General features: G+C 64.1%; 18 protein-coding genes. 9 read left to right on the forward strand and 9 right to left on the reverse strand.

Annotated features, from left to right (window positions below; genetic code table 11):
- Positions 1–333: 333 nt before the first annotated feature.
- From peaA to ACQKPZ_RS10200, 5 genes are all read left to right on the forward strand, one after another.
- Positions 334–1,899: a quinohemoprotein amine dehydrogenase subunit alpha gene (gene peaA, locus ACQKPZ_RS10180; RefSeq protein WP_427537392.1), complete on the forward strand. Its 1,566-nt coding sequence runs from the start codon at positions 334–336 to the stop codon at positions 1,897–1,899.
- Positions 1,900–1,947: 48 nt separating this feature from the next.
- A complete protein-coding gene (peaB, locus tag ACQKPZ_RS10185; protein ID WP_391133472.1) occupies positions 1,948–3,378 on the forward strand; it encodes a quinohemoprotein amine dehydrogenase maturation protein in 1,431 nt (476 codons plus the stop codon).
- 1 nt (position 3,379) lies between these two features.
- On the forward strand, positions 3,380–3,703 hold the full coding sequence (gene qhpC / locus ACQKPZ_RS10190) for a quinohemoprotein amine dehydrogenase subunit gamma (protein WP_012272119.1): 324 nt from the start codon (positions 3,380–3,382) through the stop codon (positions 3,701–3,703).
- A 32-nt stretch (positions 3,704–3,735) separates the two neighbouring features.
- Positions 3,736–4,857, forward strand: coding sequence for a quinohemoprotein amine dehydrogenase subunit beta (peaD, locus tag ACQKPZ_RS10195; RefSeq protein ID WP_427537395.1), 1,122 nt, complete (start codon positions 3,736–3,738; stop codon positions 4,855–4,857).
- 138 nt (positions 4,858–4,995) lie between these two features.
- On the forward strand, positions 4,996–6,669 hold the full coding sequence (locus ACQKPZ_RS10200; RefSeq protein ID WP_427537398.1) for a fatty acid CoA ligase family protein: 1,674 nt from the start codon (positions 4,996–4,998) through the stop codon (positions 6,667–6,669).
- Positions 6,670–6,798: 129 nt separating this feature from the next.
- Here the strand turns inward: ACQKPZ_RS10200 and mobA are convergent, their stop codons facing one another.
- From mobA to ACQKPZ_RS10215, 3 genes are all read right to left on the reverse strand, one after another.
- A complete protein-coding gene (gene mobA, locus ACQKPZ_RS10205; protein ID WP_427537400.1) occupies positions 6,799–7,374 on the reverse strand; it encodes a molybdenum cofactor guanylyltransferase MobA in 576 nt (191 codons plus the stop codon).
- Positions 7,375–7,435: 61 nt separating this feature from the next.
- Positions 7,436–10,564, reverse strand: a complete 3,129-nt coding sequence (locus ACQKPZ_RS10210; protein WP_427537403.1) for a multidrug efflux RND transporter permease subunit — start codon at positions 10,562–10,564, stop codon at positions 7,436–7,438.
- A gap of 11 nt (positions 10,565–10,575) precedes the next feature.
- Positions 10,576–11,751, reverse strand: a complete 1,176-nt coding sequence (locus ACQKPZ_RS10215; protein ID WP_427537406.1) for an efflux RND transporter periplasmic adaptor subunit — start codon at positions 11,749–11,751, stop codon at positions 10,576–10,578.
- A 273-nt stretch (positions 11,752–12,024) separates the two neighbouring features.
- On the opposite strand from ACQKPZ_RS10215, the gene ACQKPZ_RS10220 reads away from it, so the two are divergent.
- Together ACQKPZ_RS10220 and ACQKPZ_RS10225 are read left to right on the forward strand one after the other, a co-directional pair.
- Positions 12,025–12,726: a response regulator gene (locus ACQKPZ_RS10220; protein WP_391133450.1), complete on the forward strand. Its 702-nt coding sequence runs from the start codon at positions 12,025–12,027 to the stop codon at positions 12,724–12,726.
- Positions 12,727–12,732: 6 nt separating this feature from the next.
- A complete protein-coding gene (locus tag ACQKPZ_RS10225; protein WP_427537409.1) occupies positions 12,733–14,031 on the forward strand; it encodes an ATP-binding protein in 1,299 nt (432 codons plus the stop codon).
- Between the two features lie 11 nt (positions 14,032–14,042).
- Here ACQKPZ_RS10225 and ACQKPZ_RS10230 read toward each other — a convergent pair whose 3' ends face one another.
- The 4 genes from ACQKPZ_RS10230 to nrfB all read right to left on the reverse strand — a co-directional run bounded on the left by ACQKPZ_RS10230 (position 14,043) and on the right by nrfB (position 21,291).
- Entirely contained in the window at positions 14,043–15,134 is a 1,092-nt protein-coding gene (locus ACQKPZ_RS10230) for a diguanylate cyclase domain-containing protein (RefSeq protein ID WP_427537412.1), read from the reverse strand.
- A 141-nt stretch (positions 15,135–15,275) separates the two neighbouring features.
- Positions 15,276–16,115, reverse strand: coding sequence for a DUF4434 family protein (locus ACQKPZ_RS10235; protein WP_427537415.1), 840 nt, complete (start codon positions 16,113–16,115; stop codon positions 15,276–15,278).
- Complete coding sequence (locus ACQKPZ_RS10240) at positions 16,115–19,120, reverse strand: phage receptor (protein ID WP_427537418.1); 3,006 nt, start codon at positions 19,118–19,120, stop codon at positions 16,115–16,117. The genes ACQKPZ_RS10235 and ACQKPZ_RS10240 overlap by 1 nt, the downstream gene beginning before the upstream one ends.
- Complete coding sequence (nrfB, locus tag ACQKPZ_RS10245) at positions 19,117–21,291, reverse strand: cyclic di-3',5'-guanylate-activated glycosyltransferase NrfB (protein WP_391133435.1); 2,175 nt, start codon at positions 21,289–21,291, stop codon at positions 19,117–19,119. Before nrfB ends, ACQKPZ_RS10240 begins: the two co-directional genes overlap by 4 nt.
- A gap of 193 nt (positions 21,292–21,484) precedes the next feature.
- Here nrfB and ACQKPZ_RS10250 point away from each other — a divergent pair, with 193 nt between their 5' ends.
- Entirely contained in the window at positions 21,485–21,916 is a 432-nt protein-coding gene (locus tag ACQKPZ_RS10250; protein WP_403195825.1) for a PACE efflux transporter, read from the forward strand.
- A 181-nt stretch (positions 21,917–22,097) separates the two neighbouring features.
- On the forward strand, positions 22,098–23,657 hold the full coding sequence (ilvA, locus tag ACQKPZ_RS10255; protein WP_427537421.1) for a threonine ammonia-lyase, biosynthetic: 1,560 nt from the start codon (positions 22,098–22,100) through the stop codon (positions 23,655–23,657).
- A gap of 172 nt (positions 23,658–23,829) precedes the next feature.
- Here the strand turns inward: ilvA and ACQKPZ_RS10260 are convergent, their stop codons facing one another.
- Entirely contained in the window at positions 23,830–25,011 is a 1,182-nt protein-coding gene (locus ACQKPZ_RS10260) for a hypothetical protein (protein WP_427537424.1), read from the reverse strand.
- A gap of 63 nt (positions 25,012–25,074) precedes the next feature.
- Positions 25,075–25,542, reverse strand: coding sequence for a VOC family protein (locus ACQKPZ_RS10265; RefSeq protein WP_012272133.1), 468 nt, complete (start codon positions 25,540–25,542; stop codon positions 25,075–25,077).
- Positions 25,543–25,545 lie beyond the last annotated feature (3 nt).

Raw genomic sequence — 25,545 nt, forward strand, 5'->3', positions numbered from 1 at the left:
TTCCTCGAATAGGCCTGATACATAGATGCAACCGGGTTCCTATGTTCAAAAGCAATTAGACAGTGTGGGCGAGTCCATACATAGGAGCGGCCTTGCGTCGCGATCGGCCTGCGCAGCAGGCCCCTTGTCTCAAGGTGAAACACTCAGTCGCGGAATGTGACGCTCAATGAACAGGATGCGGCATTCGAATGTCGCTGAAACTCCCCTCAACACCTTGATTTGAAACATTTTTGCAGCACCTGGCACAGTTCCTGTATCACAACCGTCACATGCACACCTGCTGTACCAAAGCGTGCGAAAAACGATAAGAACAACAACCGTGGAGGTCTGACCTTGAAGACGACTCGACTCCGGCGGCATGCGGGCAAACTGGCGCTGGTCGCCGCCGCGCTGCTGAGCACCCAGGCCATGGCGGCCGAGCAGGGCCCGAGCCTGTTGCAGAACAAGTGCATGGGGTGCCATATCCCCGAAGGCAACGATACCTACAGCCGTATCAGCCACCAGCGCAAAACCCCGGAAGGCTGGCTGATGAGCATCGCCCGCATGCAGGTGATGCACGGCCTGCAGATCAGTGACGACGACCGTCGCACGCTGGTCAAGTACCTGGCCGACAAGCAAGGCCTGGCGCCCAGCGAAACCGATGGCGTGCGCTACGCCATGGAACGCCGCCTCAATACTGTCGAGCATTTCGACACCCAGCTCAGCGAAACCTGTGGCCGTTGCCACTCCGGCGCCCGCGTCGCCTTGCAGCGCCGCCCTGCCAAGGAATGGGAGCACCTGGTCAACTTCCACCTCGGCCAATGGCCGTCCCTCGAATACCAGGCCCAGGCGCGGGACCGCGACTGGCTGCCGATTGCCTTGCAGCAAGTGGTGCCAGAGCTTGCCAAGCGCTACCCACTGGACAACCCGGCCTGGGCTGAGTGGCAGAAGGCCAAGCCAGGCGCCGACGTGCTGCCGGGGCAATGGGCCTTCAGCGGCCACATGCTGGCCAAAGGCGACGTGCGCGGCGTGATGAGTGTTTCGGCCGAGCAAGGTGACACTTTCAAGGTCGAGGTCAAGGGCGCCTATGCCGACGGCACGCCGTTCAACGGCAGCGGTACGGCGATCCTGTACAACGGCTACGAATGGCGTGGCAACGTCAAGGTGGGCGATGCCAACCTGCGCCAGGTGTTCGCGGCGCTTGATGGCGAAATGAAAGGCCGCATGTTCGAAGCTGAGCACGATGAGCGTGGCCTGGACTTCACTGCCGTCAAGGAAGGCAAGGCACGCCTGCTGGCGGTGCAACCGGCGTTCATCAAGGCGGGCGGCGAAAGCGAAATCACCCTGGTGGGCAGCGGCCTGGACGGCAAGCCCGACCTGGGCGCTGGCGTGGAAGTGACCGAGGTGCTGGAGCAAACCCCAACGCTGGTGCGGGTCAAGGCTCGCGCAGCTGCAGACGCCAAGCCTGGCCAGCGCGAAGTTGCGGTTGGCGCGCTCAAGGGCGTTAACCTGGCGGTGTACGACAAGGTTGATGAAGTGAAGGTAGTGCCGGCGTTCTCCATTGCCCGCATTGGCGAGAACGGCGCTTCGGTACCGAAAGTGCAGGGCCGCTTCGAGGCTGAAGCCTGGGGTAAGGACGCCAGTGGCCAGCCCCTGCGCATCGGCTACCTGCCGGCCACCTGGAAGGTTGAGCCGTTCAACGAGCGTGCGGTCGAGGACGAAGACGTCAAGTTCGCCGGCAAGATGCAGGCCGATGGCGTGTTCGTGCCAGGCGGCGCCGGCCCCAACCCTGAGCGCAAGATGATGACCAACAACGCTGGCAACCTGAAGGTCATCGCCACGCTGGCCGACGGTGGCCAGACCGGCGAAGGGCACATGATCGTCACCGTTCAGCGCTGGAACAACCCGCCACTGCCGTAACGGCCGGGCGCAACGGTTTTCCAACGGATCGATTATCGGGAGGTCGCCATGGGCGCACTACTTAATCTTGTCGAGCGCAACCTGCACGAAGTGCAGGTCGACGCCGACCGCATGTTGTTTCATATCCCCAGCAGTTCGCTGTTCACCGCCGATGCGGTAACCGGCGGCATCATCGACACCCTGCGCCAGCAAGGCTGCTCGGCCGAGGAACTGGTGCAGCGCCTTGGCCAGCAGTTTGCCGGCAACGATATCCAGGACACCCTGCACGAGCTGATCGCGCTGGAGCTGGTCAGCGACGGCTCGCCACTGACCCCGGAAATCGCCCTCAAGCGGGTCGAGCGCACTGCCCTGAATACGGTGGTGCTCAACGTCAACACCGGTTGCAACCTCAGCTGCACCTATTGCTACAAGGAAGACCTGGACAAGCCGTCAGCCGGCAAGAAGATGAGCGCCGCCACTGCCGAAGCCTCGGTGGAAATGCTGCTCAAGGAATCGCCCGACGAAGAGCGCTACAGCGTGGTGTTCTTCGGTGGCGAGCCATTGTCCAACCGGCCGCTGATCGAGCACATGGTGGCCTACTGCGAGCGGCGGTTCGCCGAGGCGGGCAAGCAGGTGGAGTTCATCATGACCACCAATGCCACGCTGCTGACCGAAGAGATCATCGACTGGCTCAATGCCCACCGCTTCGGCCTGTCGATCAGCATCGACGGCCCCAAGACCGTGCACGACCGCAACCGCATCACCGTGGGCGGGCAGGGCACCTATGACGTGGTGCGGCGCAAGGCCGACATGCTGCTGTCGCGGTACAACAGCCGCCCGGTGGGCGCACGGGTGACCTTGACCCGCGGCATTACCGATATCGAGACCATCTGGAACCACCTGTTCAACGAAATGGGCTTTGCCGAAGTGGGCTTTGCCCCGGTCACCTCCGGCGACATGGCCGACTTCAACCTCACCGGCGAAGAACTGGTCGAGGTCTTCGCCAACATGAAGGCGCTGGGCCGCCGTTACCTGGAAGCTGCGCTGGAACACCGCAACATCGGCTTCTCCAACCTGCACCAGCTGATCACCGACATTCACGAGGGCCACAAGAAGGCCCTGCCATGCGGTGCCGGGCTGAAAATGCTGGCGGTGGACCACAAGGGCGAGTTGAACCTGTGCCACCGTTTCACCGGCTCCAACCTGCCGACCTTCGGCAATGTGCACCAGGGCGTGAAGCAGGTAGAGCTCAACGACTTCCTGTCGCAGCGCCTGGACCGCAGCAACACCGGCTGCGAGAGCTGCCGCATCCGCAACCTGTGCTCTGGCGGCTGCTACCACGAAAGCTACGCCCGCTACGGCGACCCGCAGCACCCGACCTATCACTATTGCGAACTGATGCGCGACTGGGTCGACTTCGGCATCGAGGTCTACAGCCGCATCATGGCCGCCAACCCGGCCTTCATCGACCGCTACATCACCCCGCGGAAGGCGCACTGACATGAAGCACTTGAAGCCCCTGAACAACAAGGCGCGCATCCTCGAACAAGCCGCCGCCGAAGACCGCGTGGAAGAAGTCATGGCCATGAGTGCGGTGGCCGGTTGTACGGCCACCACAGACCCGGGCTGGGAAGTGGATGCCTTTGGCGGTGTGAGTTCGCTGTGCCAGCCGATGGAAGCCGACCTGTATGGCTGCTCCGACCCTTGCTGGTGGCCGGCCCAGGTGCCGGACATGATGAGCACCTATCAGGACTGGAACGCCCAGGCGACCAACTCGGCGGACGACTGGCGCAACCTCGGCACTGTGTTCCCGAAAGACAAGTGACCGGCCCAACAAGAATGACAAGGGGAAACCGCATGAAAGCTGGACGCTGCGCGCAACTCGCGCTCACCATCGCCGCCACGGCTTGCGCCGGGCTGGCGCAGGCCGACGACACCGGGCCGGCGCTGAAGGCAGGGCACGAATACATGATCGTGACCAACTACCCGAACAACCTGCATGTGGTCGACGTGGCCAGTGACACGGTCTACAAAAGCTGCAAGATGCCCGACAGGTTCGGCCCCGGCACCGCAATGATGGCGCCGGACAACCGCACGGCCTACGTGCTGAACAACCATTACGGCGACATCTACGGCATCGACCTGGACACCTGCAAGAATACCTTCCGGGCCAACCTGTCCAGCGTGGCAGGTGAAGTGGGCCGGTCGATGTACTCGTTCGCCATCAGCCCGGACGGCAAGGAAGTGTACGCCACGGTCAACCCGACCCAGATGCTGAACGACCACTATGTGGTCAAGCCACCGCGGCTGGAAGTGTTCAGCACCACCGATGGCCTGCAGGCCAAGCCGGTGCGCACCTTCCCGATGCCGCGCCAGGTGTACCTGATGCGCACTGCCGACGATGGCACGCTGTATTTTGCCGGGCCGGACATCTACAAAATGGACGTGAAGACCGGCAAGTACACGGTGGCCTTGCCGCTGCGCAACTGGAACCGCAAGGGTTACAGCGCCCCGGACGTGCTGTATTTCTGGCCGCACCAGAACCCGCGCCACGAGTTCTCGATGTTGTACACCATCGCCAGGTTCAAGGATGAGAAGCAGGACCCGAACGAGGCCGAGCTGCTGTACGGCTACCTGAGCGTCGACCTGAAGACCGGCAAGACCCATACCCAGGAGTTTGCCGACCTGACCGAGCTGTACTTCACCGGCCTGCGCTCGCCCAAGGACCCGAACCAGATCTACGGCGTGCTCAACCGCCTGGCCAAGTACGACATCAAGCAGCGCAAGCTGATCAAGGCGGCTAACCTTGAGCACACTTACTACTGCGTCACCTTCGACAAGAAAGGCGACAAGCTGTACCTGGGTGGCACTTTCAATGACCTGGCGGTGTTCAACCCGGATACGCTGGAAAAGGTGAAAAACATCAAGCTGCCGGGTGGTGACATGTCTACCACTACGCCGCAGGTGTTTATCCGCTAGATCGGCGTTGCCTTCTTCGCGGGCTTGCCCGCTCCCACAGGTACTGCACAGTCCTTGAAACCTGTGTGGTATCTGTGGGAGCGGGCAAGCCCGCGAAGAGGCCGGCCCAGACAACACAAAAACAACAAGAGAACGCCCATGCCCCAGCCAAGCTACTCCCAGGGCGACCAGGCCAAAGCCCTGCTCAGCCAATGCATCGGCGATGCCTTCGACACCACCGTCGCCCGCTTCCCCGACCGCGAAGCCCTGGTGGTCCGCCACCAGGCTCTGCGCTACACCTGGCAGCAACTGGCCGAGGCCGTCGACCAGCACGCCCGCGCGCTGATGGCCCTGGGCGTGCAACCCGGCGACCGGCTGGGTATTTGGGCGCCCAACTGCGCCGAATGGTGCATTACCCAGTTTGCCAGCGCCAAGGTCGGCGCGATCCTGGTCAACATCAACCCGGCCTACCGCTTCAGCGAACTGGACTACGCCCTTGGTCAGTCCGGCTGCCGTTGGGTGATCTGCGCCGACGCGTTCAAAACCTCCGATTACCACGCCATGCTGCTGGGCCTGATCCCGGGCCTTGCCAGCGGCCAACCGGGCGCGCTGAACTGCGAACGGTTCCCCGAACTACGTGGCGTGGTCAGCCTGGCTGCTGCGCCACCGCCGGGCTTTCTGGCCTGGCACGCGTTGCAGGCCCGCGCCCAGGTTGTCAGCCGTGAGGCCCTGGCCGAGCGCCAGGCACAACTGCGCTGCGACGACCCGATCAACATCCAGTACACCTCGGGCACAACCGGTTTCCCCAAGGGCGCCACCCTCAGCCACAGCAACATCCTCAACAACGGTTACATGGTCGGCGAAAGCCTGGGCCTGACCGAGCATGACCGGCTGGTGGTACCGGTGCCGCTGTACCACTGCTTCGGCATGGTCATGGCCAACCTTGGCTGCATGACCCACGGCAGCACCCTGATCTACCCCAACGATGCCTTCGACCCGCTGGCCACGCTGCGTGCTGTGGCGGAAGAAAAGGCCACGGCGCTGTACGGTGTGCCGACCATGTTCATCGCCGAACTGGACCACCCGCAGCGGGGCGAATTCGACCTGTCCAGCCTGCGCACCGGGATCATGGCCGGTGCCACGTGCCCGATCGAAGTGATGCGCCGGGTGATTGGCGAGATGCACATGGCCGAGGTGCAGATTGCCTACGGCATGACCGAAACCAGCCCGGTGTCGCTGCAAACCGGGCCTGACGATGACCTGGAACGCCGGGTGACCAGCGTCGGCCGCACCCAGCCACGCCTGGAAAATAAGGTGGTCGACGCCGACGGCAACACCGTGCCGCGTGGCGAGATAGGTGAGCTGTGCACCCGCGGTTACAGCGTGATGCTCGGTTACTGGAACAACCCCAAGGCCACGGCTGAAAGCATCGATGGCGAAGGCTGGATGCACACCGGCGACCTTGCCGTGATGGACGAGCAGGGGTACGTGCGCATCGTCGGGCGTAGTAAAGACATGATCATCCGCGGCGGCGAGAACATCTACCCGCGCGAACTGGAAGAGTTTTTCTTCACCCACCCGGCAGTAGCGGATGTGCAGGTGATTGGCGTGCCGTGCAGCAAGTACGGCGAAGAGATCGTGGCCTGGGTGCGGCTGCATCCCGGGCATGCTGCCAGTGAGGATGAGTTGCGCGAGTGGGCGAGGGCGCGGATTGCGCACTTCAAGGTGCCCCGGTACTTCCGCTTTGTCGACGAGTTCCCGATGACGGTGACGGGCAAGGTGCAGAAGTTCAGGATGCGCGAGATCAGTGTCGAGGAGTTGTCTGCACGGTGATGTATTGCCTGTGCGGGCCTCTTCGCGGGCAAGCCCGCTCCCACAGGGACCGCACAGGATCTGAAATCTGTGCAGTACCTGTGGGAGCGGGCTTGCCCGCGAAGAGGCCCGCACAGGCGGCAGATGACTTCAGCCTTGCAGCAACTCCGGGCTGTTGAAGTTGCTTAGCCGGCGGTCATCATCGGCACACTCCAACCCCTGCACCGCCTCACGCAGCAAGGCCTTCTGCAAACTCCGCTCACCCGCTGCCCAGGCCTGCTCCAGCCCCGGCAGCACCCGCCGCGGCAGCACACTGAACATCGGCTGCCAATACCCACCCTGGCGCACCATGGCCGCACTGTCATTGGCCACCGCCAACCGCAGCAGATCTTCGATCAACACCCGGTCAACCAGCGGTGCATCGCAAGCCAGCACCACCACCCAGTCATGCCGTGCCACCTTGAGCCCGGCAATCACGCCCGCCAATGGCCCGGGGAAGTCCGCTTGCGCATCGCCCACCAGCTGGTCTGCATACACCCGGTATGCCTTCTGGTTGCGGTTGCAGGAAATGACGAGGTCATCGCTGAGCGCCCGCACCACCCGCTGTACATGTGCCACCAGCGGCTCGCCCTGCCAGTCGATCAAGCCCTTGTCGCGGCCGCCCATGCGCTGGCCTCGGCCACCGGCAAGGATGAGGATGGAGCAGGGGGGTAATGGTTCAGGCATGAAAAAGGGCTCCGGGCAGTCATTGCCGGGAACCCTCCCATTTCACGCCGGGGTTGTCCAGTCAGCTTTCGCTGATCGCACCGTGTGCGCTGGCGTTACGCGCCTGGCGTCGTCCAGACAGCCGCATCACCACCACGAAGAACACCGGCACGAACACCACTGCCAACGTGGCGCTGACCATGCCACCGATCACCCCGGTGCCGATGGCCTGCTGGCTGGCCGAGCTGGCGCCGCTGGCGATGGCCAGGGGGACCACACCGAGAATGAACGCCAGCGAGGTCATCACGATGGGCCGCAGGCGCAGGCGGGCGGCCTGCACGGCGGCGTCGGCGGCGTCCACGCCCTGGTCAACCAGATGCTTGGCGAACTCGATGATCAGGATGGCGTTTTTCGCCGACAGGCCGATCAGGGTAATAAGCCCCACCTTGAAGAACACGTCGTTGGGCATGCCGCGCAGGGTCACGGCCAGCACCGCACCCAGCACGCCGAGTGGTACCACCAATAGCACGGCGGTGGGGATCGACCAGCTTTCGTACAGCGCCGCCAGGCACAGGAACACCACCAGCAGCGACAGTGCCATCAGCAGGGGGGCCTGGCTGCCCGATAAGCGTTCCTGTAGCGACAGGCCGGTCCATTCCAGGCCGGTGCCGGGCGGTAGTTGGGCCACCAGCCGCTCGACCTCGGCCATGGCTTCACCCGAGCTGTGGCCGGCGGCCGGCTCACCGGAAATCGATACCGCCGGGTAGCCGTTGTAGCGGGTCAACTGGACCGGGCCGCTCACCCACTTGGCCTGGACGAATGCGCCCAGTGGCACCATCTTGCCGCTGTTGTTGCGCACGTGGATTTTCAGCAGGTCTTCGACCTGGCTGCGCTGGTCGCCTTCGGCTTGCACCACCACGCGCTGCATGCGGCCCTGGTTGGGGAAGTCGTTGACGTAGCTGGAGCCCACTGCAACATCGAGTACCGAGCCGATATCGGCGAACGACACACCCAAGGCATTGGCCTGGCGGCGGTCGATCTCCAACTGCACTTGCGGGCTTTCGGCCAGCGATGCTTCGCGCACGTTGGTCAATACCTTGCTTTTGCCCGCATTGGCCAGCAACGTGTCGCGGGCGGCCATCAGCTCGGCGTGGCCCATGCCGCCGCGGTCTTGCAGGCGGAACTCGAAGCCGGTCGACTCGCCCAGGCCGTCGATAGGCGGTGGCAACACCGAAAACGCTACTGCGTCCTTTAGCTGCGAGAAGGCCGCGCTGGCGCGGTCGGCAATCGACTGGGCGCTGTCGTCGGCACCACGCTCGGACCAGTCCTTGAGGGTGGTGAAGGTCAATGCCGCGTTTTGCCCGCTGCCGGAGAAGCTGAAGCCGAGAATCACGGTTGTGTTGCCTACGCCGGGTTCTTCGGCGTTGTGCGCCTCGATTTGCGCAGCCACCTGTTCCGTGCGCATGCGGCTGGCGCCTGGCGGCAGCTGGATGTCGGTGATGGTGTAGCCCTGGTCTTCGGTGGGCAGGAACGCCGTGGGCAACTGGCTGAAGCCATAGCCCAGCACCGCCAGCAGTACCGCGTACACCAGCAGGTAACGGCCGCTACGCTTGAGCGCCTGCACCACCCAGCGCTGGTAGCCGTTGCTCATGCTTTCGAAGCGGCGGTTGAACCAGCCGAAGAAGCCTTTGCGTGCATGGTGCTCGCCCTTGGCCACCGGCTTGAGCAGGGTGGCGCACAGCGCCGGGGTAAGGCTGAGGGCCAGGAACGCCGAGAACAGGATCGACACCGCCATCGACACTGAGAACTGCTGGTAGATCACCCCCACCGAGCCTTGCATGAACGCCATGGGCAGGAACACTGCCACCAGCACCAGGGTGATGCCGACGATCGCACCGCTGATCTGACCCATGGCTTTGCGCGTTGCTTCTTTGGGCGGCAGGCCCTCTTCGGCCATGATCCGCTCGACGTTTTCCACCACCACGATGGCGTCGTCGACCAGAATACCGATGGCCAGCACCATGCCGAACAGGGTCAGCACGTTGACCGAGAAGCCCATGGCCAGCATCACCGCGAAGGTGCCCATCAGCGCCACCGGTACTACCAGCGTGGGGATCAGGGTGTAGCGCAGGTTCTGCAGGAACAGGAACATCACCGCAAACACCAGCAGCATGGCTTCGAACAGGGTGGTAATGACCTGCTCGATCGACACCTTGACGAACGGAGAAGTGTCATAGGGGATGTCGTACTTGACGCCTTCCGGGAAGTAACGCGCCAGCTCCTGCATTTTTGCCCGCACCAGGGTAGCGGTTTCCATGGCATTGGCACCCGGCGAGAGCTGCACGCTGAACGCAGTGGCGGGCTTGCCGTTCAGGCGTGTGCCGTACTGGTATTCCTGGGCGCCGATCTCGACACGGGCGACATCCCCGACGGTTACCATGGAGCCATCCAGATTGGCACGCAGGACAATGGCGGCGAACTCCTCGGGGGTGCTCAGCTGGCCCTTGACCACCACGTTGGCGGTGATTTCCTGGGTGCTGCGGCTGGGCAGGTCGCCGATGCTGCCTGGCGCGACCTGGGCGTTCTGCGCGGCGATGGCTTCGGCCACGTCGTTGGGCGTGAGGTTGAAGCCGATCAGCCTGGCCGGGTCGATCCAGATGCGCATGGCGCGCTCCGAACCGTACAGCTGGGCCTTGCCGACGCCCTTGATACGGCGGATTTCGTCCATCACGTTGCGCGCAAGAATGTCCGACAGTGCGGTTTCGTCGAGCTTGCCGTCTTCGGAGGTGAGGGTGCCCAGCAGCAGGAAACCGGTGGACACCTTTTCTACCTGCAAGCCCTGCTGGGTGACCGGGCGCGGCAGGCGCGACTCAACCACCTTCAGGCGGTTCTGCACGTCGACCTGGGCCAGGTCCGGGTTGGTGCCCGGGGCGAAGGTGGCGGTGATGGTGGCGCTGCCCAGGCTGCTCTGCGACTCGAAGTACAGCAGGTTGTCGGCGCCGTTGAGTTCCTGCTCGATCAGGCTCACCACGCTTTCGTCCATGGTCGCCGCCGAGGCGCCCGGGTACACGGCGTAGATTTCCACCTGCGGCGGGGCCACGTTGGGGTACTGGGCCACCGGCAACTGCGGGATGGCCAGTGCTCCGGCCAGCAGGATGAACAGTGCGACCACCCAGGCGAACACCGGGCGGTCGATGAAGAATTGCGGCATGAATCAGGCCCTCACTGGCCGTTGTGCTGTGCGATGGGTGCTGTGCCTGATGCGTTGTCGACCTTCACCTGGTCACCGGCCTTGACATGTTGCAGGCCCTCGACCACCACCTGTTCGCCTGGGGCCAGGCCTTCGCTGACGACCCAACGGTCGCCCTGGGCGCTGCCCAGTACCACCTGGCGGTCGCTGACGCGGGCTTGCTGGTCGACCACCAACACCTTCGGCACACCGGCACTGTCACGCAGGATGGCCCGCTGCGGCACGCTCAGGCCCTTGGGCTGCACGGCCTGTTCCAGGCGTACGCGCACGTAGCTGCCGGGCAGCAGGTCGAGGTCCGGGTTGGGGAACTCGCTGCGCAGGGTGATCTGGTTGGTGCTGGGGTCGACGCTGATGTCGGAGAACAGCAGCTTGCCCGGCAGCGGGTAGGCGCTGCCATCGTCCTGGATCAGCGTGGCGCGGGCCTGGCCGTCGCCCACCTGCTGCAACTCGCCAGCGCGCAAGGCGCGGCGCAAGGCGTTGAGCTCGCGGGTGGACTGGGTAACGTCGGCGTGGATCGGGTCCAGTTGCTGGATGGTCGCCAGCGGGGTGCTTTCGTTTTGCCCGACCAGTGCGCCCTCGGTGACCAGGGCGCGGCCGATGCGGCCGGAAATCGGCGCGGTGACGGTGGCGTAGCCGAGGTTCAGGCGGGTGCGCTCCAGGGCAGCCTTGGCGGCGGCCACTTCGGCGTCGGCTTGCAGGAAGCTGGCTTTGGCGTTGTCGTATTCCTGGCGGCTGACGGCTTTGTCGTCGACCAGTTCGCGGTAGCGTTGCTCTTGCAGGCGCGCCTGGTACAGGGTGGCCTCGGCTTTGGACAGGGTGGCGCGGGCACTGTCGTGGTCGGCCTTGAACGGCGCCGGGTCGATCAGGAACAGCACATCACCTTGCTTGACGTCGCTGCCCTCGCGGTAGACGCGCTTGAGCACCACGCCTGCGACACGCGCACGTACTTCGGCGGTACGCGGGGCCAGGATGCGGCCACTGAGTTCGCTGCTGATGGCCAGGGGCTGCAATTGCAGGGTTTCTACCCGCACTTGCGGGGTGGGGGCCTGTTCGTCTTGTTCGGCGCTGTCGCCGCAGCCTGCAAGGGACAGGCTCAAGAACGCCAGAAGCGCCACTGGGCGCAGACGAGGGGGGAGGAGAGTAGGCATGCGGATCTTCCGATGATGACCGTGCATATGGTACGGCAGGTGTTGGCCGAGCGGCTGTTAACACCTGTAGGGCGAGTGTGAAAAAGTGTGAAGAATGATCCTGTCGAGTGGCTGGGTTCTATATTCTGCGTAGGCCTGTGCCGGCCCTTTCGCGGGCAAGCCCGCTCCCACAGGGACCGCACAGCATCTGAAACCTGTGCTGTACCTGTGGGAGCGGGCTTGCCCGCGAAAGGGTCGGTACAGGTTCACTCCAACCCAGACTCCCAAGCGCCTATGCCGAATATTTTCCTGGTCGAAGACGACAGTGCCCTGTCCGAGCTGATCGCCAGCTACCTGCAACGCAACGACTTTCATGTCCAGGTGATCGCCCGGGGCGACCATGTGCTGGACGAATACCGTCGGCAAAAGCCCGACCTGGTCATCCTTGACCTGATGCTGCCGGGTATCGATGGCCTGCAACTGTGCCGGCTGTTGCGCCAGGAGTCACAAACCCTGCCCATTCTCATGCTGACTGCCCGCGACGACAGCCATGACCAGGTATTGGGCCTGGAAATGGGCGCCGACGACTACGTGACCAAACCTTGCGAACCCCGTGTGTTGCTGGCCCGCGTGCGTACCTTGCTGCGCCGCAGCAGTGTCAACGAGCCGCGCCTGGACAACGACCTGATCCTGATCGGCGGCCTGCGCATCGACCTGGCCGAGCGCACGGTAAGCTGGCGCGGTGAAGAGGTGGAGCTGTCCAGTGGCGAGTACAACTTGCTGGTGGTGCTGGCACGCAATGCCGGCGAGGTGATGAACCGTGACCGTATCCTGCAACAACTGCGCGGCATCGAGTTCAATGGCACCGATCGCTCCGTGGATGTGGCCATCTCCAAGCTGCGGCGCAAGTTCGACGATAACGCTGGCGAAGCGCGCAAGATCAAGACCGTGTGGGGCAAGGGTTATCTGTTCAGCCGCGTAGAGTGGGAGTGCTGACCGGCCATGCTCAAGATCCTGGTGCGGCTGTACCTGGTCATCATCGTTGCCTATGCCGGTGCGTTGCTGTTCATCCCTGACACCATCGTCGGGCTGTTCCGCGACCGCTTCATGGCCTACAACCTGGACCAGGCCAAGGGTGTACAGGCGCTGATCGTGCGCCAGTTCCGCCAGGCCCCGCCCGAGCAGTGGCCAGCGGTGGCGCAGGAGCTGGCCCGCGATTTCGCGCCGCTGGAGCTGCAACTGCTGCGCATGGACCAGGCCGAGTTGAGCGCCGAAGAGCAGGCGCGGCTGGAGCACGGCCTGTACGCGGTGCGCATTGCCGAGTGGGGCTACTACGAAACAGTGCTGGCACCGTTGGACAAGCAATGGCTGGTGCGCCTGCACTCACCGCCAGACCCGCTGGACATCAACGTGCTGTCGTGGGGGGTAACCGTGCTGATCGGCGCGGCGATGCTGGGCTGCCTGCTGCTGTGGGTATGGCCGCACTGGCGCGACCTGGAGCGGCTGAAGGAAACCGCCCGGCGCCTGGGCCAGGGGCAGATGGCCGAGCGCACGCACATTTCGCCGCATTCCAACATCGGTGAGCTGGCGGGGGTGTTCGACACCATGGCCAGCGACCTGGAGCGCCACGTCAACCAGCAACGCGAGTTGCTGAATGCGGTGTCGCACGAGCTGCGCACGCCACTGACCCGGCTGGATTTCGGCCTGGTGCTGCTGTTCGACGAAGTGCCGCCTGCCAGCCGCAAGCGCCTGCTGGAACTGGTGGGGCACGTGCGTGAGCTGGATGAACTGGTGCTGGAACTGTTGTCCTATAGCCGCCTGTACAACGCCGACCAGGCCCGCGAGCGGGTCGAGGTGTCGTTGCTGGAGTTGGTCGACAGCGTGCTCGGCGGTTTTGCCGAAGAGCTCGATGGCCGCAACATCCGTTGGGAAGTGCAGGCCGAAGGCAACCTTCCCCGGTTTGTGCTGGACCCGCGGCTGACGGCGCGGGCGGTGCAGAACCTGGTGCGCAATGCCATGCGCTATTGCGATGAAAGCCTGTTGCTGCGCTTGCGTCTGGAGGGCGATGGCGCCTGCCTGCTGACGGTGGAGGATGACGGGATTGGCATACCCGTGGAGGAGCGGGAGCGGATTTTCCAGCCGTTCTATCGGCTGGATCGCAGCCGCGACCGCAACACGGGTGGGTTTGGCCTGGGGCTGGCCATTAGCCGGCGAGCGATCGAGGGGCAGGGTGGGACCTTGACCGTGGCGCAGTCGGCATTGGGTGGGGCGCAGTTCCGCATTCGTTTGCCGGCGGGGTGATGGGCTGCCTGCTAACCCTGTTCCGCCAGCTGTGACGTCCACAGCACAAACCGGTCCTTGCCGGTGTGCTTGGCTTCATACAGCGCCTGGTCGGCCTTGACCAACGCCATGGTCAAGGTGTCGCCCGCGCTCACCTGTGCCAGGCCGATGCTGATGGTGACCGGGTGTGCGCCGGCATCATCACGCACTCTGCGTACCAACGCCTCCACCAATTGTTCGGCACCTTGCTGGTCCTGCCCTTCAAGAAAAATGGCGAACTCCTCGCCGCCCAGCCGGGCAAATTCGGAATCGACCATGGCTGCCTTGATATGCAGTGCCACGCGCTTGAGCACTTCGTCGCCAATGTCGTGGCCGAAACGGTCGTTGACCTTCTTGAAGTTGTCTATGTCGACCATCGCCAGGTACTGCCCCGGGGTTGCCAGTTTCAGTTGTTGCTCCGCCTTGGCCATGAACGAGCGGCGGTTAGGGATTTCGGTCAGCGCGTCGACATAAGCCTGCTCCAGTAGCACTTTGGACAGGTAGAAATTGTGCAGCTTGGCTTTGCGGATCTGCAGGTAGCTGTAGCTGACCAGGCCGCTGAGGAACACGGCATAGCTGATCAGCATGGCGCCTTCGAGTGCATCGGGTTCGATGCGGGTGTGGTAGAAGGGGTTGAGTACTACCCAGGTGATGACCATGGCGCAGAAGAACGACCAGCGCCGCGTCGGCAGCACCGACAAGGCATACAGCACGGTAGAGACGCCGAGCACCAGCCACACCGGGCGCAGGGCCACCGGTATGCCTTCGATCACCAGGCGCATGCTCAAGGTGATGACGGCAATGAACAGCAGGTTGAGCACGTCGAAGTGATGGCTGCGTCGGGTGAAGCGCAGCACCACGGTCAGGCAACCGAGCAGGGCGATGAACACGTAGGACCGCCAGGTGAAACCCTGGTCGCCGAGGAAACTGACGATCAGGTCGAAGACCAGCCAGATCAGGATGCTGACGCAGAACACCAGCTGGCAGAACGGGCGCATGGACTCGAATTCGTGCTGGCGGAACTCGGCGCGCAAGGCGGCGGGGGCGACCTGCTTGCGGATGTGTGCTTCGATGGTCTTGAACATCGGTGGGCTCCTGAGACTACTGCTTGTCCAGGCCGGGCCTCTTCGCGGGCAAGCCCGCTCCCACAGGGACCGCGCAAATTTCGAACGCTGCGCAGATCCTGTGGGAGCGGGCTTGCCCGCGAAGAGGCCCGGCCTGGCTGCTCAATTCTGTGGCAAAACACCCTGGGCCCAGGGCCGGTAGCGCAAGGCAAATACGGCCTCGGCATGGCACCCGCCACCCACCTTCGGCTCGGCAGGCTCTGCCCGGAATGCCTGCCCCGGTGCGCTCACCTGGCGGAACGCCTCACGCACCACACCCACCCGGCACGGCAAGGCCTGCTCATAGCCCTGACGCACCAACGCAGGCAAGCGCCCGGTCCCGGCGCCATCCTGCCACCACACCGTCAAGCCCAGACCCGCCAGTTGATCCAGCCAGGCAGCATTGACCCGCGGCGACAGCTTGCCTGCGCTAAAACCACTGATGTGCAAAGGCTTGTCCAACTGGCGGTTGAAGGCCTGCAACTGGCGGTACAGCGCATCGCGGCGCTCACTTTCACGAAAGTGCTGGTCGTCCAGTTCCATGGGCAGGTACCAACCGTCCACCGGCAACTGCCAGGTCCGGCGCAGGTGCTGGTACTGGCTTAGCGAACGCCCCAGTTGCGCTTTCCAGTAGCTGTTCAGGCCTTCGCCGTCCAGTTCGTCGAGGCGCTGGTAATAGGCCGGGTCCATGTACAACCCCACGACCAGTTGCAGCCCCTGGGCACGTGCGGCCCGCAAGCTGTTGGCCAACCAGCCCTGGGCACCGCCAAAGTCACTGTCGCCATAGGCACTCCATTGCACGATCAAGGTCTTGCCACCCTGCGCCACGGTGGCGTGCCACAGCTGTTGCCACTGGGCCGGGGTAACACCGGCGTCGCGGTTGAGCGGTTGGTAGAACAGGCGCTGGTCGGCCGTGGCGGGCAGGCACAGGGCAAGCAGGCAGAGGGCGAGGATCGTACGCATCAGAAGGTCATCTCCGCACCGACCAGCACGCCATTGGCGCGCTGGTAAAGGTTACCGCCCAGCGACTGCTGGTACTCGGCACGCACTTTCAGCGAGCCGCGGTAGGCGTTGTAGCGGTCGTCATCGAACCACCATTGCCAGCGCACACCCACCCCGGCGCGGGCGTCCTGGCGCCAGTCGTTACTCGGGTCCTGGCTGGAAAACTCGACAAAGCCGTAGGGCATCAGGGTTTGCGGTGAGCTGCCCGGCAGTTTCCAGGCATGCCCTTGCTGGTAGCGCGACAGCCAGGCGTGGTCGCCGGCGCGGGTCCACCAGGCCGCGTCAAGGTAGAGGAAGCGCTCGTTCCAGTCGTCTTCATCCACCCGCCAGTCGTTGCGCCAGTCGCCTTGGTCGAGGAACGAGGCGGTGGCGCGTAGCAGCAGGTCATTGCTCGACTCGGCGTGGTGGCGCAGGTCGCCCCAGTTGCCGCCAACCTTGGCAGGGTTGAGCAACTGGCCCAGGCTCAGGCCCCGGTAGTGTTCTTCGTCGATCTGCCGCTGGTGGTACAGCTCTGCGTACAGGTTGAGGTTGGCCTGGCCGAGCGGCTTGTAGCGCAGGCCAACGCCGGTACCCATGCTTTGCGCATAGTCGGTGCGGCTCTGGCCACCGAACAGCACCCGCCCATAGACCGACAGGGTGCTGCCGTTGCGGCTCGGCTCTTCGCCCAGGGCGTGGTCCCACATGGCCAGTTGCACGTTCTGCGATTGGGCGCGGCGCGAGCTGCCGCTGCGCTGGCCGTTGTCGAGGAACTTGTCGTTGGTTGAGGTGCCGGCGGGTGACCAGGTGCTGGCCAGGGTGATGGTGTCACGCCGTGACAGGGCTTCGTGAGCCCTGCGCTGGCGGTATTTGCGGGCTTCCAGGCTGCCGTACTCATCGTCACCGTCGACCAGGTTCTGTTCCACATCGAGAATACGGCGCAGCTCGCGGCGTGCCGAGGCGCTGTCTTCAGCTTCGTCGTAGCGCAAGGCCAGCGTTTCGCCAAGGCGGTAGTCTTCGGGGAAGTCGTGGGTCGCCCGCTCCAGGTAAGGGATCGACTGGCGTCGCTGGGCCTTGTCGGTGGAGCCGGCCAGGCGCATGCCGTAATCGGCGCGGTAGCGTGGCTGATCGGGGGCAAGGCGCACCGCTTCGGCCAGCCAGGCCATGCTCTGCGCGCTGTCGCCGGCCAGTTGCGCGGTGCTGGCGGCCGCGTAGTAGTGGTCGGCGCGTGGGGTGCTGGCCAAGGCCTGGCGTTGGAAGCCCAAGGCGGACGGGTAATCGCCCTGGCGCTGTGCGATGGCGGCGCCCAGCGCCCAGTCATCAGCGCTGTGGTGCGCGGCGGCGTCCCAGTAGCGTCGGGCGGCTTCTGCATCGCCGGCATTCAGCGCGCCGCGGGCGGCGGTGAGGCGGGCGTTGTCGGTCCAGGCGTTGTCCGGCACGCTGCGCCAGATGGGCAGGGCAGCCTCGGAGTCGCCTGCCGCTTCGAGGGCATAGGCCAATGGCAGGCGATCTGCGCTGCCGCCCAAGCGTTCGGCGGCCTGGTAGTAGACCACCGCCTCGCCGGGCTGGTCAGGCATGGCGCAGCGGCCCAGTGCGCGGTACTGGCCCGGTTCGCTCGGGGTGGCCGGTATCGCCTGGCGCACGGCATCGCACTGGCCGGCTTCGGCCAGGCGGCCAAGTAGCTGGGCGCGGGTGTTGGCATCCACTCGTGGTATCAGGCCAAGCATGCGGCGGCTGTCCAGCGGCCCGTCAGTACGCGCATACAGATTGCCCAGGCGTTGCAGCAGCGATGGGCTGAGGTGGCCCTGTCGGCGGTCATAGGCCTGCTCCAGCAGTTGCCGGGCGTGCTCGGCCTGGCCTTGCTCCAGCAGCAGGAACGTGGCTTGCTCCAGCGCTGCCAGGTCGCCGCTTTGCCGGTAGCGCTTTTCCCATTCGCTGGCTGTGCGCGGCTGTGGCGGTTGCGGTGGGGCGCCATACAGCCGTTGCTTGAGCACGGCGTAGGCACGAGGATCGGTGCTGGAGGTACAGCCTTTGAACTGTTCGCGGGCCTGGTCCGGGTCTTGCCGTGACAGCCAGTCTACGGTTTCCAGGCAGGGGCGCTGCAAATCGTTGCTCAAACGGCGCACCAGCGCTGCATCGTCACCTTCGCGGGCCAGCTCCCACAGTTGCTGGCGCTGGTCGGGTTGATTCAGTTGCTCGGGCGGCAGCGACTGCAACCAGCGCTGGGCTGCCTGGTTATGGCCCACGGCAATGGCGCGGTTGGCCATGGCCAGGCGCGCCTGGTTCGCTGCTTGAGGGGAGGGCGCGCTGGCCAGCAGCTTGCTCAGACCCTTTTCATCCACCTGCTGGACATAGGCATTGGCCAGGCGTTGCCAGTCCTGGGCCGGCAACTGGCCCTTTTCGGCAAGCGGTTGCAGTTGCTCGATGGTTTCCTTCCAGTTGCGCAACTGTTCGGCAAAGTTGGCCCGGGCCAGGCGCAGCACCTGGCCATCATCGCGCGGTGGCAGCTGGTTGAGCCACGCCAGTGCTTTGCCGGCCCCCCCGAACTTGGCCAGGCTCAGGCTGTAGGCCTGCCACAGGCGCACCCGGTGCATGGCATCACTGGTAGCCAGCCATTGCTCCACCTGGCTGGCCGGCGGTGGGTCCTGCTCGATCCAGGTCAGGCGGAGCTCAAGCAGCGCGTCGGCGTATTCGGCGCTGCCGCCCAGCTGTTCGGCCAGCGCTTGGGCGTCCTTGTAGCGGCGTTGGTGGGCCAGGGCCTCTATCAGCAGCGCACGGGCTTCGTCGTTGTTCGGCACCCTGCCCAGTACGTGGCGGGTAAGGCGCTCGACCTCGGCCCAGTTGTCCTTCTTCGCTTCACGGTAGCTGCGGTCCATGAACGGGAAGCTGGTAAACCGCTGGAAGTCGGTCATCGGCGCCGAGGCTGTGGCGGGCAGGGCGGTGGCGCACAGCAACAGGCCAGTGAAGGTGAGGGAAACGCGCGGCTTCATGCCACCTCCCGGGTCAGGTCTAGGGCAGCCTGCTGTTCGCTGGCCTGTTCATCGAGCGCCTGCTGTAGCACCTGCTCGGTGATGATGCCGCGGGCGATCAGGTGCTCGCCCAGGCTTTGGCGTTCGGGGTCGAAGTCGATCAGGGCCTGGTTGAACAGGGTGACCGGGACCATGCCGCGTACCTGCAGCAGGGCACCGAGCATCACCTGGTGGTGGCTGACTTGCTCCAGCAGCGCTTCGTCATCCTGATGGCGTTCGAGGATGGCCAGCATGTCGCGGGTTTCCGGCTTTTGCCAGGGGCTGGGGTAGTGCAAGCGCAGGCCCAGGGTTACCCTGCCTTGTGGTGCCAGACGGACGCTGACCGGGCGTTTCAGGTGGCGGCTGATCACCCCCAGCGACACCTGGCTGACCGGGCTTTCGCTGGCCAGGATCAGCGTGTCGCCGTCTTCGGCTACCGGCAGCACGCCATAGTGCGTCGCCAGTTTGCGTGGCAGTCTGGCGATCAGTTGCGGGTCAAGCTTGAACGGGTTCAGCGGTGCCCAGGGCATGTCCAGTTGCTCGGCCAGGGTAGCCACCAGTTGTTCGCTGTTCAGCCAGCCACGCAGTAGCAGCTCGCGGCCCAGGCGCCGGCGTACCGGGCTGGTGATTGCCTGTTGCAGCTGCTCGTCGGTGATCAACCCTTTGGCCACCAGGCGCTGGCCCAACGGCGTGCGGGCCGGGGTGGCGATGGCGGGGAACTCGTGGGTGGTCTTGTCCCAGGCCACGCGCCGCGAGTCGCCCATTTCCATGACCTGGCGCAGGGCACGCAGGTTGGCGAAGAAGTTGACGAAGTTGCTCCACATCATGCGCGGCGCCGACAGCAGGCCTTCGCCAATGCCGTAGAAGCGGGTAACGAACCAGCCGCGCTGGAACAGGCGGTTGAACAGCATCAGGCCGTTGAGCCACAGCAGGGTGGACAGCAACCAGCTGTCGCTGAGGATCGACATGAAGCGCCAGGCGTCTGGTGCAATCACCGTGACCAGCCACATGGCCAGCAACACCAGCAGCAACAGGTTGACCAGAAAACTCAGCAGGTAGGCGAACAGCCCACGGCGGTCGCGCCAGAGGAAGTAGTTGAGCGCGCCCTTGCGGCTCCAGCCGAGGTTGCTGGTGCCCTGGAATACAATGCCGACGATCCAGCGCGACTTTTGCCGAATGGCATGCTGCCAGTCCCGAGGGAAGTGCTCGCGCACGCAGATCACCTGCGAGAACTCCCGGCTCATGCCCGGGCGCCACGCCTGCTGCAGGGTCAGCGCCGGGTCGGTGATGGAATAGCGGGCAAAAATGCACTTCATGCCCTTTTGCTTCAGGCGAAAGCCAATGTCGTAGTCTTCGGTGAGGCTCTGCACGTCGAAGGCAATGCCGTCACCGTCCTCCAACAGCGCGCTGATGGCGCGGCGACTGAAACAGGTGCCCACGCCGGCGCTGGGCACCTGGCCGGTAAGGGCTTCGCGAACGATCACGTCCTTGCCGTGGTTTTCGGCGAACTCGTCGACATAGTGGCCGGCGGTAAAGCCTTTCCACTCCGGTGCGTAGGGGTACACCGGGATCTGGATCATGTCCTTGTTCGGCAGCAAGTAGTTGAAAAGGCGCAGTTCCATGGGCGAGATGACGTCTTCGGCGTCGTGCAGGATGAAACCGGCGAACTCGATACCGGCGTCTTGCTGGAAGCGCAGCAGCGCGTCGATGATGTTGTTCAGGCAATCGGCCTTGCTGGTAGGGCCGGGGCGGGCGCACACCACCTTGTGCACGTTGGGGTAGTGCAGGCACACCGCGTCGACGTCGGCCTGGGTTTGCGGGTCGTTGGGGTAGGTGCCGACGAAAATCTGGTAGTTCTCGTAGTCGATGGTGGAGGCCGCCAGGCGCGCCATTTCACCGACCACGCCCACTTCGTTCCAGGCCGGGACCATGATGGCCAGGGGTTTTTCCGGGACTTCGTACAGGCGTTTCTCGTCGGCCTTTTCAAACTTGTCGTAGATGCGAAAACGCCGGATCAGCTTGCGGCCCCAGTAGCACAGGTCGATGAACAGGTCGTCCAGGCCCAGCAGGAACATCAGCGAGGCGAGGGTGATGGCCAGGATCTTCAGGCCGAACAGCACATAGGTGAGAAAATCGATGAATGCCAGGCTCATACGGCAGTCACCGTGGGGGCGGTGTGGGCCATCGTCTTTATCCTCGCTCGGTTCCCTCGACGAAGTTGTACGAGATGTCGCCGTTTGTACGGGATAGATACAAGCAGCCGAACGCGCTGTTGTCCAAATTTCGGGCTTTTTCTTGTGGGCCACATCTTGTAGTTTTACAGGTCGTTTACCCAGGGAGCTGAACATGCAAGGCAAGGCCCGCAAGATCGTCCAGGCCATTCTCTACGAGGCCATCGCCGTCGCCTGCGTGGCGCCGGTGCTAGAGCTGGCGTTCGGCGCTGGCATGGCACAGTCGGCCGCGTTGTCGGTCATGATGTCGGCCATCGCGATGAGCTGGAACATGGGTTACAACTGGGTGTTCGAGCGCTGGGAAGCGCGCCAGCAGCAGCGCGAGCGCACCTTCTTGCGGCGCCTGCTGCATGCCCTGGGCTTCGAGGGTGGGCTGGTGGTGATCTTGCTGCCGCTGGTGGCGTACTGGCTGGATGTGAGCCTGTGGGCGGCACTGCTGACCAACCTGGCGTTGTTCGTGTTCTTCTTCGTGTACGCCTTTGTCTTCCAGTGGGGGTTCGACAAAGTGTTCGATGTACCGCTTTCGGCGCAGCAGGCCAAGTGTTGACTTTGTGCCGCACTAACGGCTAAGTTCCTACCCCATGAAAACATTCCCGCATGTGAACGCCATTATTATTACCGCCATTATCAGTTTGGCGGGCTAGCGCGTACGTGCACCGAACCCGCCCTGGAGGCGGGTTTCCACTCTCTGACTCCTGGGCAACGTGAAAACAGCCAAGGAGTCATCGATGACCAGCTTCAGCGTCCCTCGTGCCAGCGTTACCCCCCAGCAACTGCTGTCGGAGCAGGTGCGGCGCATTCTTGCCGCGCCGGTGTACGACCTGGCCATCGAAACACCGCTGCAAGCTGCGCCGGCACTGTCTGCCAGCCTGGGTAACCAGGTGTTGCTCAAGCGTGAAGACCTGCAGCCCACTTTCTCGTTCAAGATCCGCGGCGCCTACACCCGGCTGTCACGGCTGAGCACCGCGCAACGCGAGCGTGGGGTGATCACTGCCTCGGCAGGCAACCATGCCCAGGGCGTGGCCCTGGCGGCGTCCCACCTGGGCCTGAAGGCCACTATCGTCATGCCGACTACCACGCCTTCACTTAAGGTTGAAGGGGTACGTTCACGCGGCGGACATGTGGTGCTGCACGGTGAGAGCTTCCCCCACGCACTAGCCCACGCGCTGAAGCTGGCCGACAGTGAAGGGGCCACCTTCGTGCCGCCGTTCGATGACCCGGACGTGATCGCCGGGCAGGGCACGGTAGCCATGGAGATCTTGCGCCAGCGCCCAGGTGCACTGGATGCCATCTTCGTTCCGGTCGGTGGTGGTGGGCTGATCGCCGGCATCGCCGCTTACGTGAAATACCTGCGCCCCGAGGTGAAGGTGATCGGCGTGGAACCGGAGGATTCCAACTGCCTGCAGGCCGCCATGGCCGCTGGCGAGCGGGTGATCCTGCCGCAGGTCGGCACCTTTGCCGATGGCGTGGCGGTGGCGCAGATCGGCGCACATTGCTTCGAGTTGTGCCGGCATTTCGTTGACGAAGTGGTGACGGTGAGCAGCGATGAGCTGTGTGCGGCGATCAAGGACATCTATGACGATACCCGTTCGATCACCGAGCCTTCCGGTGCACTGGCGGTAGCCGGGATCAAGAAATATGTGGCGCGCGATGGTGTTCAGGGGCAGACGCTGGTGGCCATCGACTCCGGTGCGAACGTCAACTTCGACCGCTTGCGCCATGTGGCCGAGCGGGCCGAGCTGGGCGAGCAGCGTGAGGCAATCATTGCCGTGACCATCCCGGAGCAGCCGGGCAGCTTCCGTGCGTTTTGCCAGGCGCTGGGCAAGCGGCAGATCACGGAGTTCAACTACCGCTATTACCCAGGCAAGGAAGCGCGTTTGTTCGTGGGCGTTCAGACGCACCCGCTGCACGACCCGCGAGACCAGCTGCTGGCCAACCTGCGCGAGCAGGGTTACAGCGTGCTCGACCTGACCGAAAACGAACTGGCCAAGCTGCATGTGCGCCATACCGTGGGGGGGCATGCCGCGCCGGGTGCGGATGAGCGGGTCATGCGCTTCGAGTTCCCCGAGCGGCCCGGGGCGTTGCTGGGCTTTCTGGAGCGGCTGGGCAAGCGCTGGAACATCAGCCTGTTCCATTACCGCAACCATGGCGCGGCAGAGGCCCGGGTGTTCGCAGCGCTGGAGGTGCCGGGGGACGAGTTGGCAGGGTTGCCGCTGGCGCTGGATGAGATGGGGTATCGGTATTGGGATGAGACTGATAACCCGGCTTACAAGCTGTTTCTGGGGTGACTCAAATTGTGTGACCAATGCAATCTTGTGTAGGAGCGGCCTTGTGTCGCGATAGGGCCGCAAAGCGGCCCCGCGATATCAGCGTCGCCGGACAAATCGAGGGGCTGCTCCGCAGCCCGATCGCGACACAAGGCCGCTCCTACAAGGATCTGCGCAAGCAGACGAATAGGTTTCAACGCTCACGCATGAAAAAGCCGGCAACGAACTTGCGGAAGGTTTCCAGGCTTTTGAAGTCGGCATAGCGCTTGAAATTCTCGGCGTCCGGCTCAGGCCCGATCGGCTGTTCAAGCAGCGACACCGACAGCACCCGGTCCTGGTCCGACGTCAGCACCAGTTCATCCATCACCTGCCCGCCGATTACCGGCCGGCGCATCTGTACCTTCACGCCCTTGCTGGCCATCCAGTCGATCAGCGACACCAGCGCCTTGAGCGGTTCGCGTTCCTCATCGCGGTACACCGGGAACAGGTGTGCGCGGGACAGCACCGGTACGCTGGCCACATGGATCAGCTCGTAGTAATGGCTGCCGGCGCTGGTTGGCGAGTAGATCATCAGCGCCAGTAATGGCCCGGTGGTGCGGTTACCGCCCCAGTACAGGTGGTGCCCCTGGAAGTCGAAGCCGTCTTCATTGCGGTTGTTGAACAGCTTGCGCCCTTTGATCTGGTCGACGCAGTCCAGCATCAGCCCGTGGCGGCGATGGTTTCCAAACACAGTGGCTTCGCGCAGGCGGGACTTGAGCATCATCATGTGCTTCATGTCCAGGCGGGTTTCCAGGTAGTTGCTGGCGGGTACCCGTTCCAGCAGCGGGTAGCGGTTGGCCACGCTGCGCAGTTCGGCAAACTGGGTGGTCAGGTCCTTTTTCAGGTGTGTGGCGTAAAGGTTCAGGCCGCTGGTTTCGATCCAGGTCAACAGCAGGGACAGCAGGCGCTGTTGTTCGCGCCGGTCATTGCCATCGCCGCCGGCACCGCTGGCGGCGCTGCGGAAGTCGCCGATCAGGCGCAGCGGTGTGTCTGGCGGCAACCAGGCAGCGGGCGGTGCCGGGTCGTTTTCGCGTTCGGCCGCTTCCCGCTCGTCCTTAGTGAACGGGCAGCCGGGTGCGTGCTCGGCCGTGCCCGGGTTGTTCTTGATAAACAGCGTGCCGGTATTCCCGTTGAGCGTGACGTTGAGCACTGGCAAGGCATCGCTACGGCAGTCGCAGGCCAGCCACTGGTTGGCGTTGCGCACCTTCATCAGCAGCTGGTTGGCCTGCAACAGGCGTGGGCCGGCGAGGCTGCCGGTGGCAAAGCCGACCAGCAGCTCTTCCTCGGCGGGGGTCAGGCTGCGCACCTGGGCGGCGGTTTTGTCGATGATTCGCATGAAGCAGCTCCAAGCTACAAGCCCCAAGCTTCAAGCAAACTCGCGCCGCTTTCAACATGCCGCTCAGTTACCGCCGAACATCTTCGCCGCACGGGCGCGAATTTCGTCGGGGGTGAGGTCTTCCTTGTGGGTCGAGACGAACCAGATATTGCCGAACGGGTCTTTCAGGGTACCGCTACGGTCGCCGTAGAACTGGTCGGTCAAAGGGTGCAACTGGGTGCCGCCAGCCGCCAGGGCCTGGGCATAAACCTTGTCGCAGTCCTCGACATACAAGTGCAGGCCCACGCCTGCGCCGCTGAGCTTCTGGCTGGCGGTGAGCCCGCCCTCCATGTCGCAGGGGTCGCCCAGCATCAACGATGAATCACCGATTTTCAGCTCGGCATGGCCAACGCGGCCCCCTGGGGCATCGAGGCGGAACATTTCGACCGCACCAAAGGCCTGCTTGTAGAACTCGATGGCCTTGGCGGCATCGTTGATGGCCAGGTAGGGGGTAATGCTGTGCTGGCCTTCGGGGATGGGTTTGACTGCCATGTT

It is taken from the genome of Pseudomonas sp. NPDC089547, assembly GCF_050280665.1.
GTDB lineage: Bacteria > Pseudomonadota > Gammaproteobacteria > Pseudomonadales > Pseudomonadaceae > Aquipseudomonas.

Coding starts and splice junctions, on each gene's coding strand:
- ACQKPZ_RS10210 (WP_427537403.1), bottom strand. CDS start 10,564: ATGCCGCAATTCTTCATCGACCGCCCGGTGTTCGCCTGGGTGGTCGCA.
- ACQKPZ_RS10235 (WP_427537415.1), bottom strand. CDS start 16,115: ATGCGTACGATCCTCGCCCTCTGCCTGCTTGCCCTGTGCCTGCCCGCC.
- ilvA (WP_427537421.1), top strand. CDS start 22,098: ATGACCAGCTTCAGCGTCCCTCGTGCCAGCGTTACCCCCCAGCAACTG.
- ACQKPZ_RS10250 (WP_403195825.1), top strand. CDS start 21,485: ATGCAAGGCAAGGCCCGCAAGATCGTCCAGGCCATTCTCTACGAGGCC.
- ACQKPZ_RS10215 (WP_427537406.1), bottom strand. CDS start 11,751: ATGCCTACTCTCCTCCCCCCTCGTCTGCGCCCAGTGGCGCTTCTGGCG.
- ACQKPZ_RS10225 (WP_427537409.1), top strand. CDS start 12,733: ATGCTCAAGATCCTGGTGCGGCTGTACCTGGTCATCATCGTTGCCTAT.
- peaD (WP_427537395.1), top strand. CDS start 3,736: ATGAAAGCTGGACGCTGCGCGCAACTCGCGCTCACCATCGCCGCCACG.
- ACQKPZ_RS10200 (WP_427537398.1), top strand. CDS start 4,996: ATGCCCCAGCCAAGCTACTCCCAGGGCGACCAGGCCAAAGCCCTGCTC.
- qhpC (WP_012272119.1), top strand. CDS start 3,380: ATGAAGCACTTGAAGCCCCTGAACAACAAGGCGCGCATCCTCGAACAA.
- ACQKPZ_RS10240 (WP_427537418.1), bottom strand. CDS start 19,120: ATGAAGCCGCGCGTTTCCCTCACCTTCACTGGCCTGTTGCTGTGCGCC.
- ACQKPZ_RS10265 (WP_012272133.1), bottom strand. CDS start 25,542: ATGGCAGTCAAACCCATCCCCGAAGGCCAGCACAGCATTACCCCCTAC.
- mobA (WP_427537400.1), bottom strand. CDS start 7,374: ATGCCTGAACCATTACCCCCCTGCTCCATCCTCATCCTTGCCGGTGGC.
- ACQKPZ_RS10230 (WP_427537412.1), bottom strand. CDS start 15,134: ATGTTCAAGACCATCGAAGCACACATCCGCAAGCAGGTCGCCCCCGCC.
- ACQKPZ_RS10220 (WP_391133450.1), top strand. CDS start 12,025: ATGCCGAATATTTTCCTGGTCGAAGACGACAGTGCCCTGTCCGAGCTG.
- peaB (WP_391133472.1), top strand. CDS start 1,948: ATGGGCGCACTACTTAATCTTGTCGAGCGCAACCTGCACGAAGTGCAG.
- nrfB (WP_391133435.1), bottom strand. CDS start 21,291: ATGAGCCTGGCATTCATCGATTTTCTCACCTATGTGCTGTTCGGCCTG.
- ACQKPZ_RS10260 (WP_427537424.1), bottom strand. CDS start 25,011: ATGCGAATCATCGACAAAACCGCCGCCCAGGTGCGCAGCCTGACCCCC.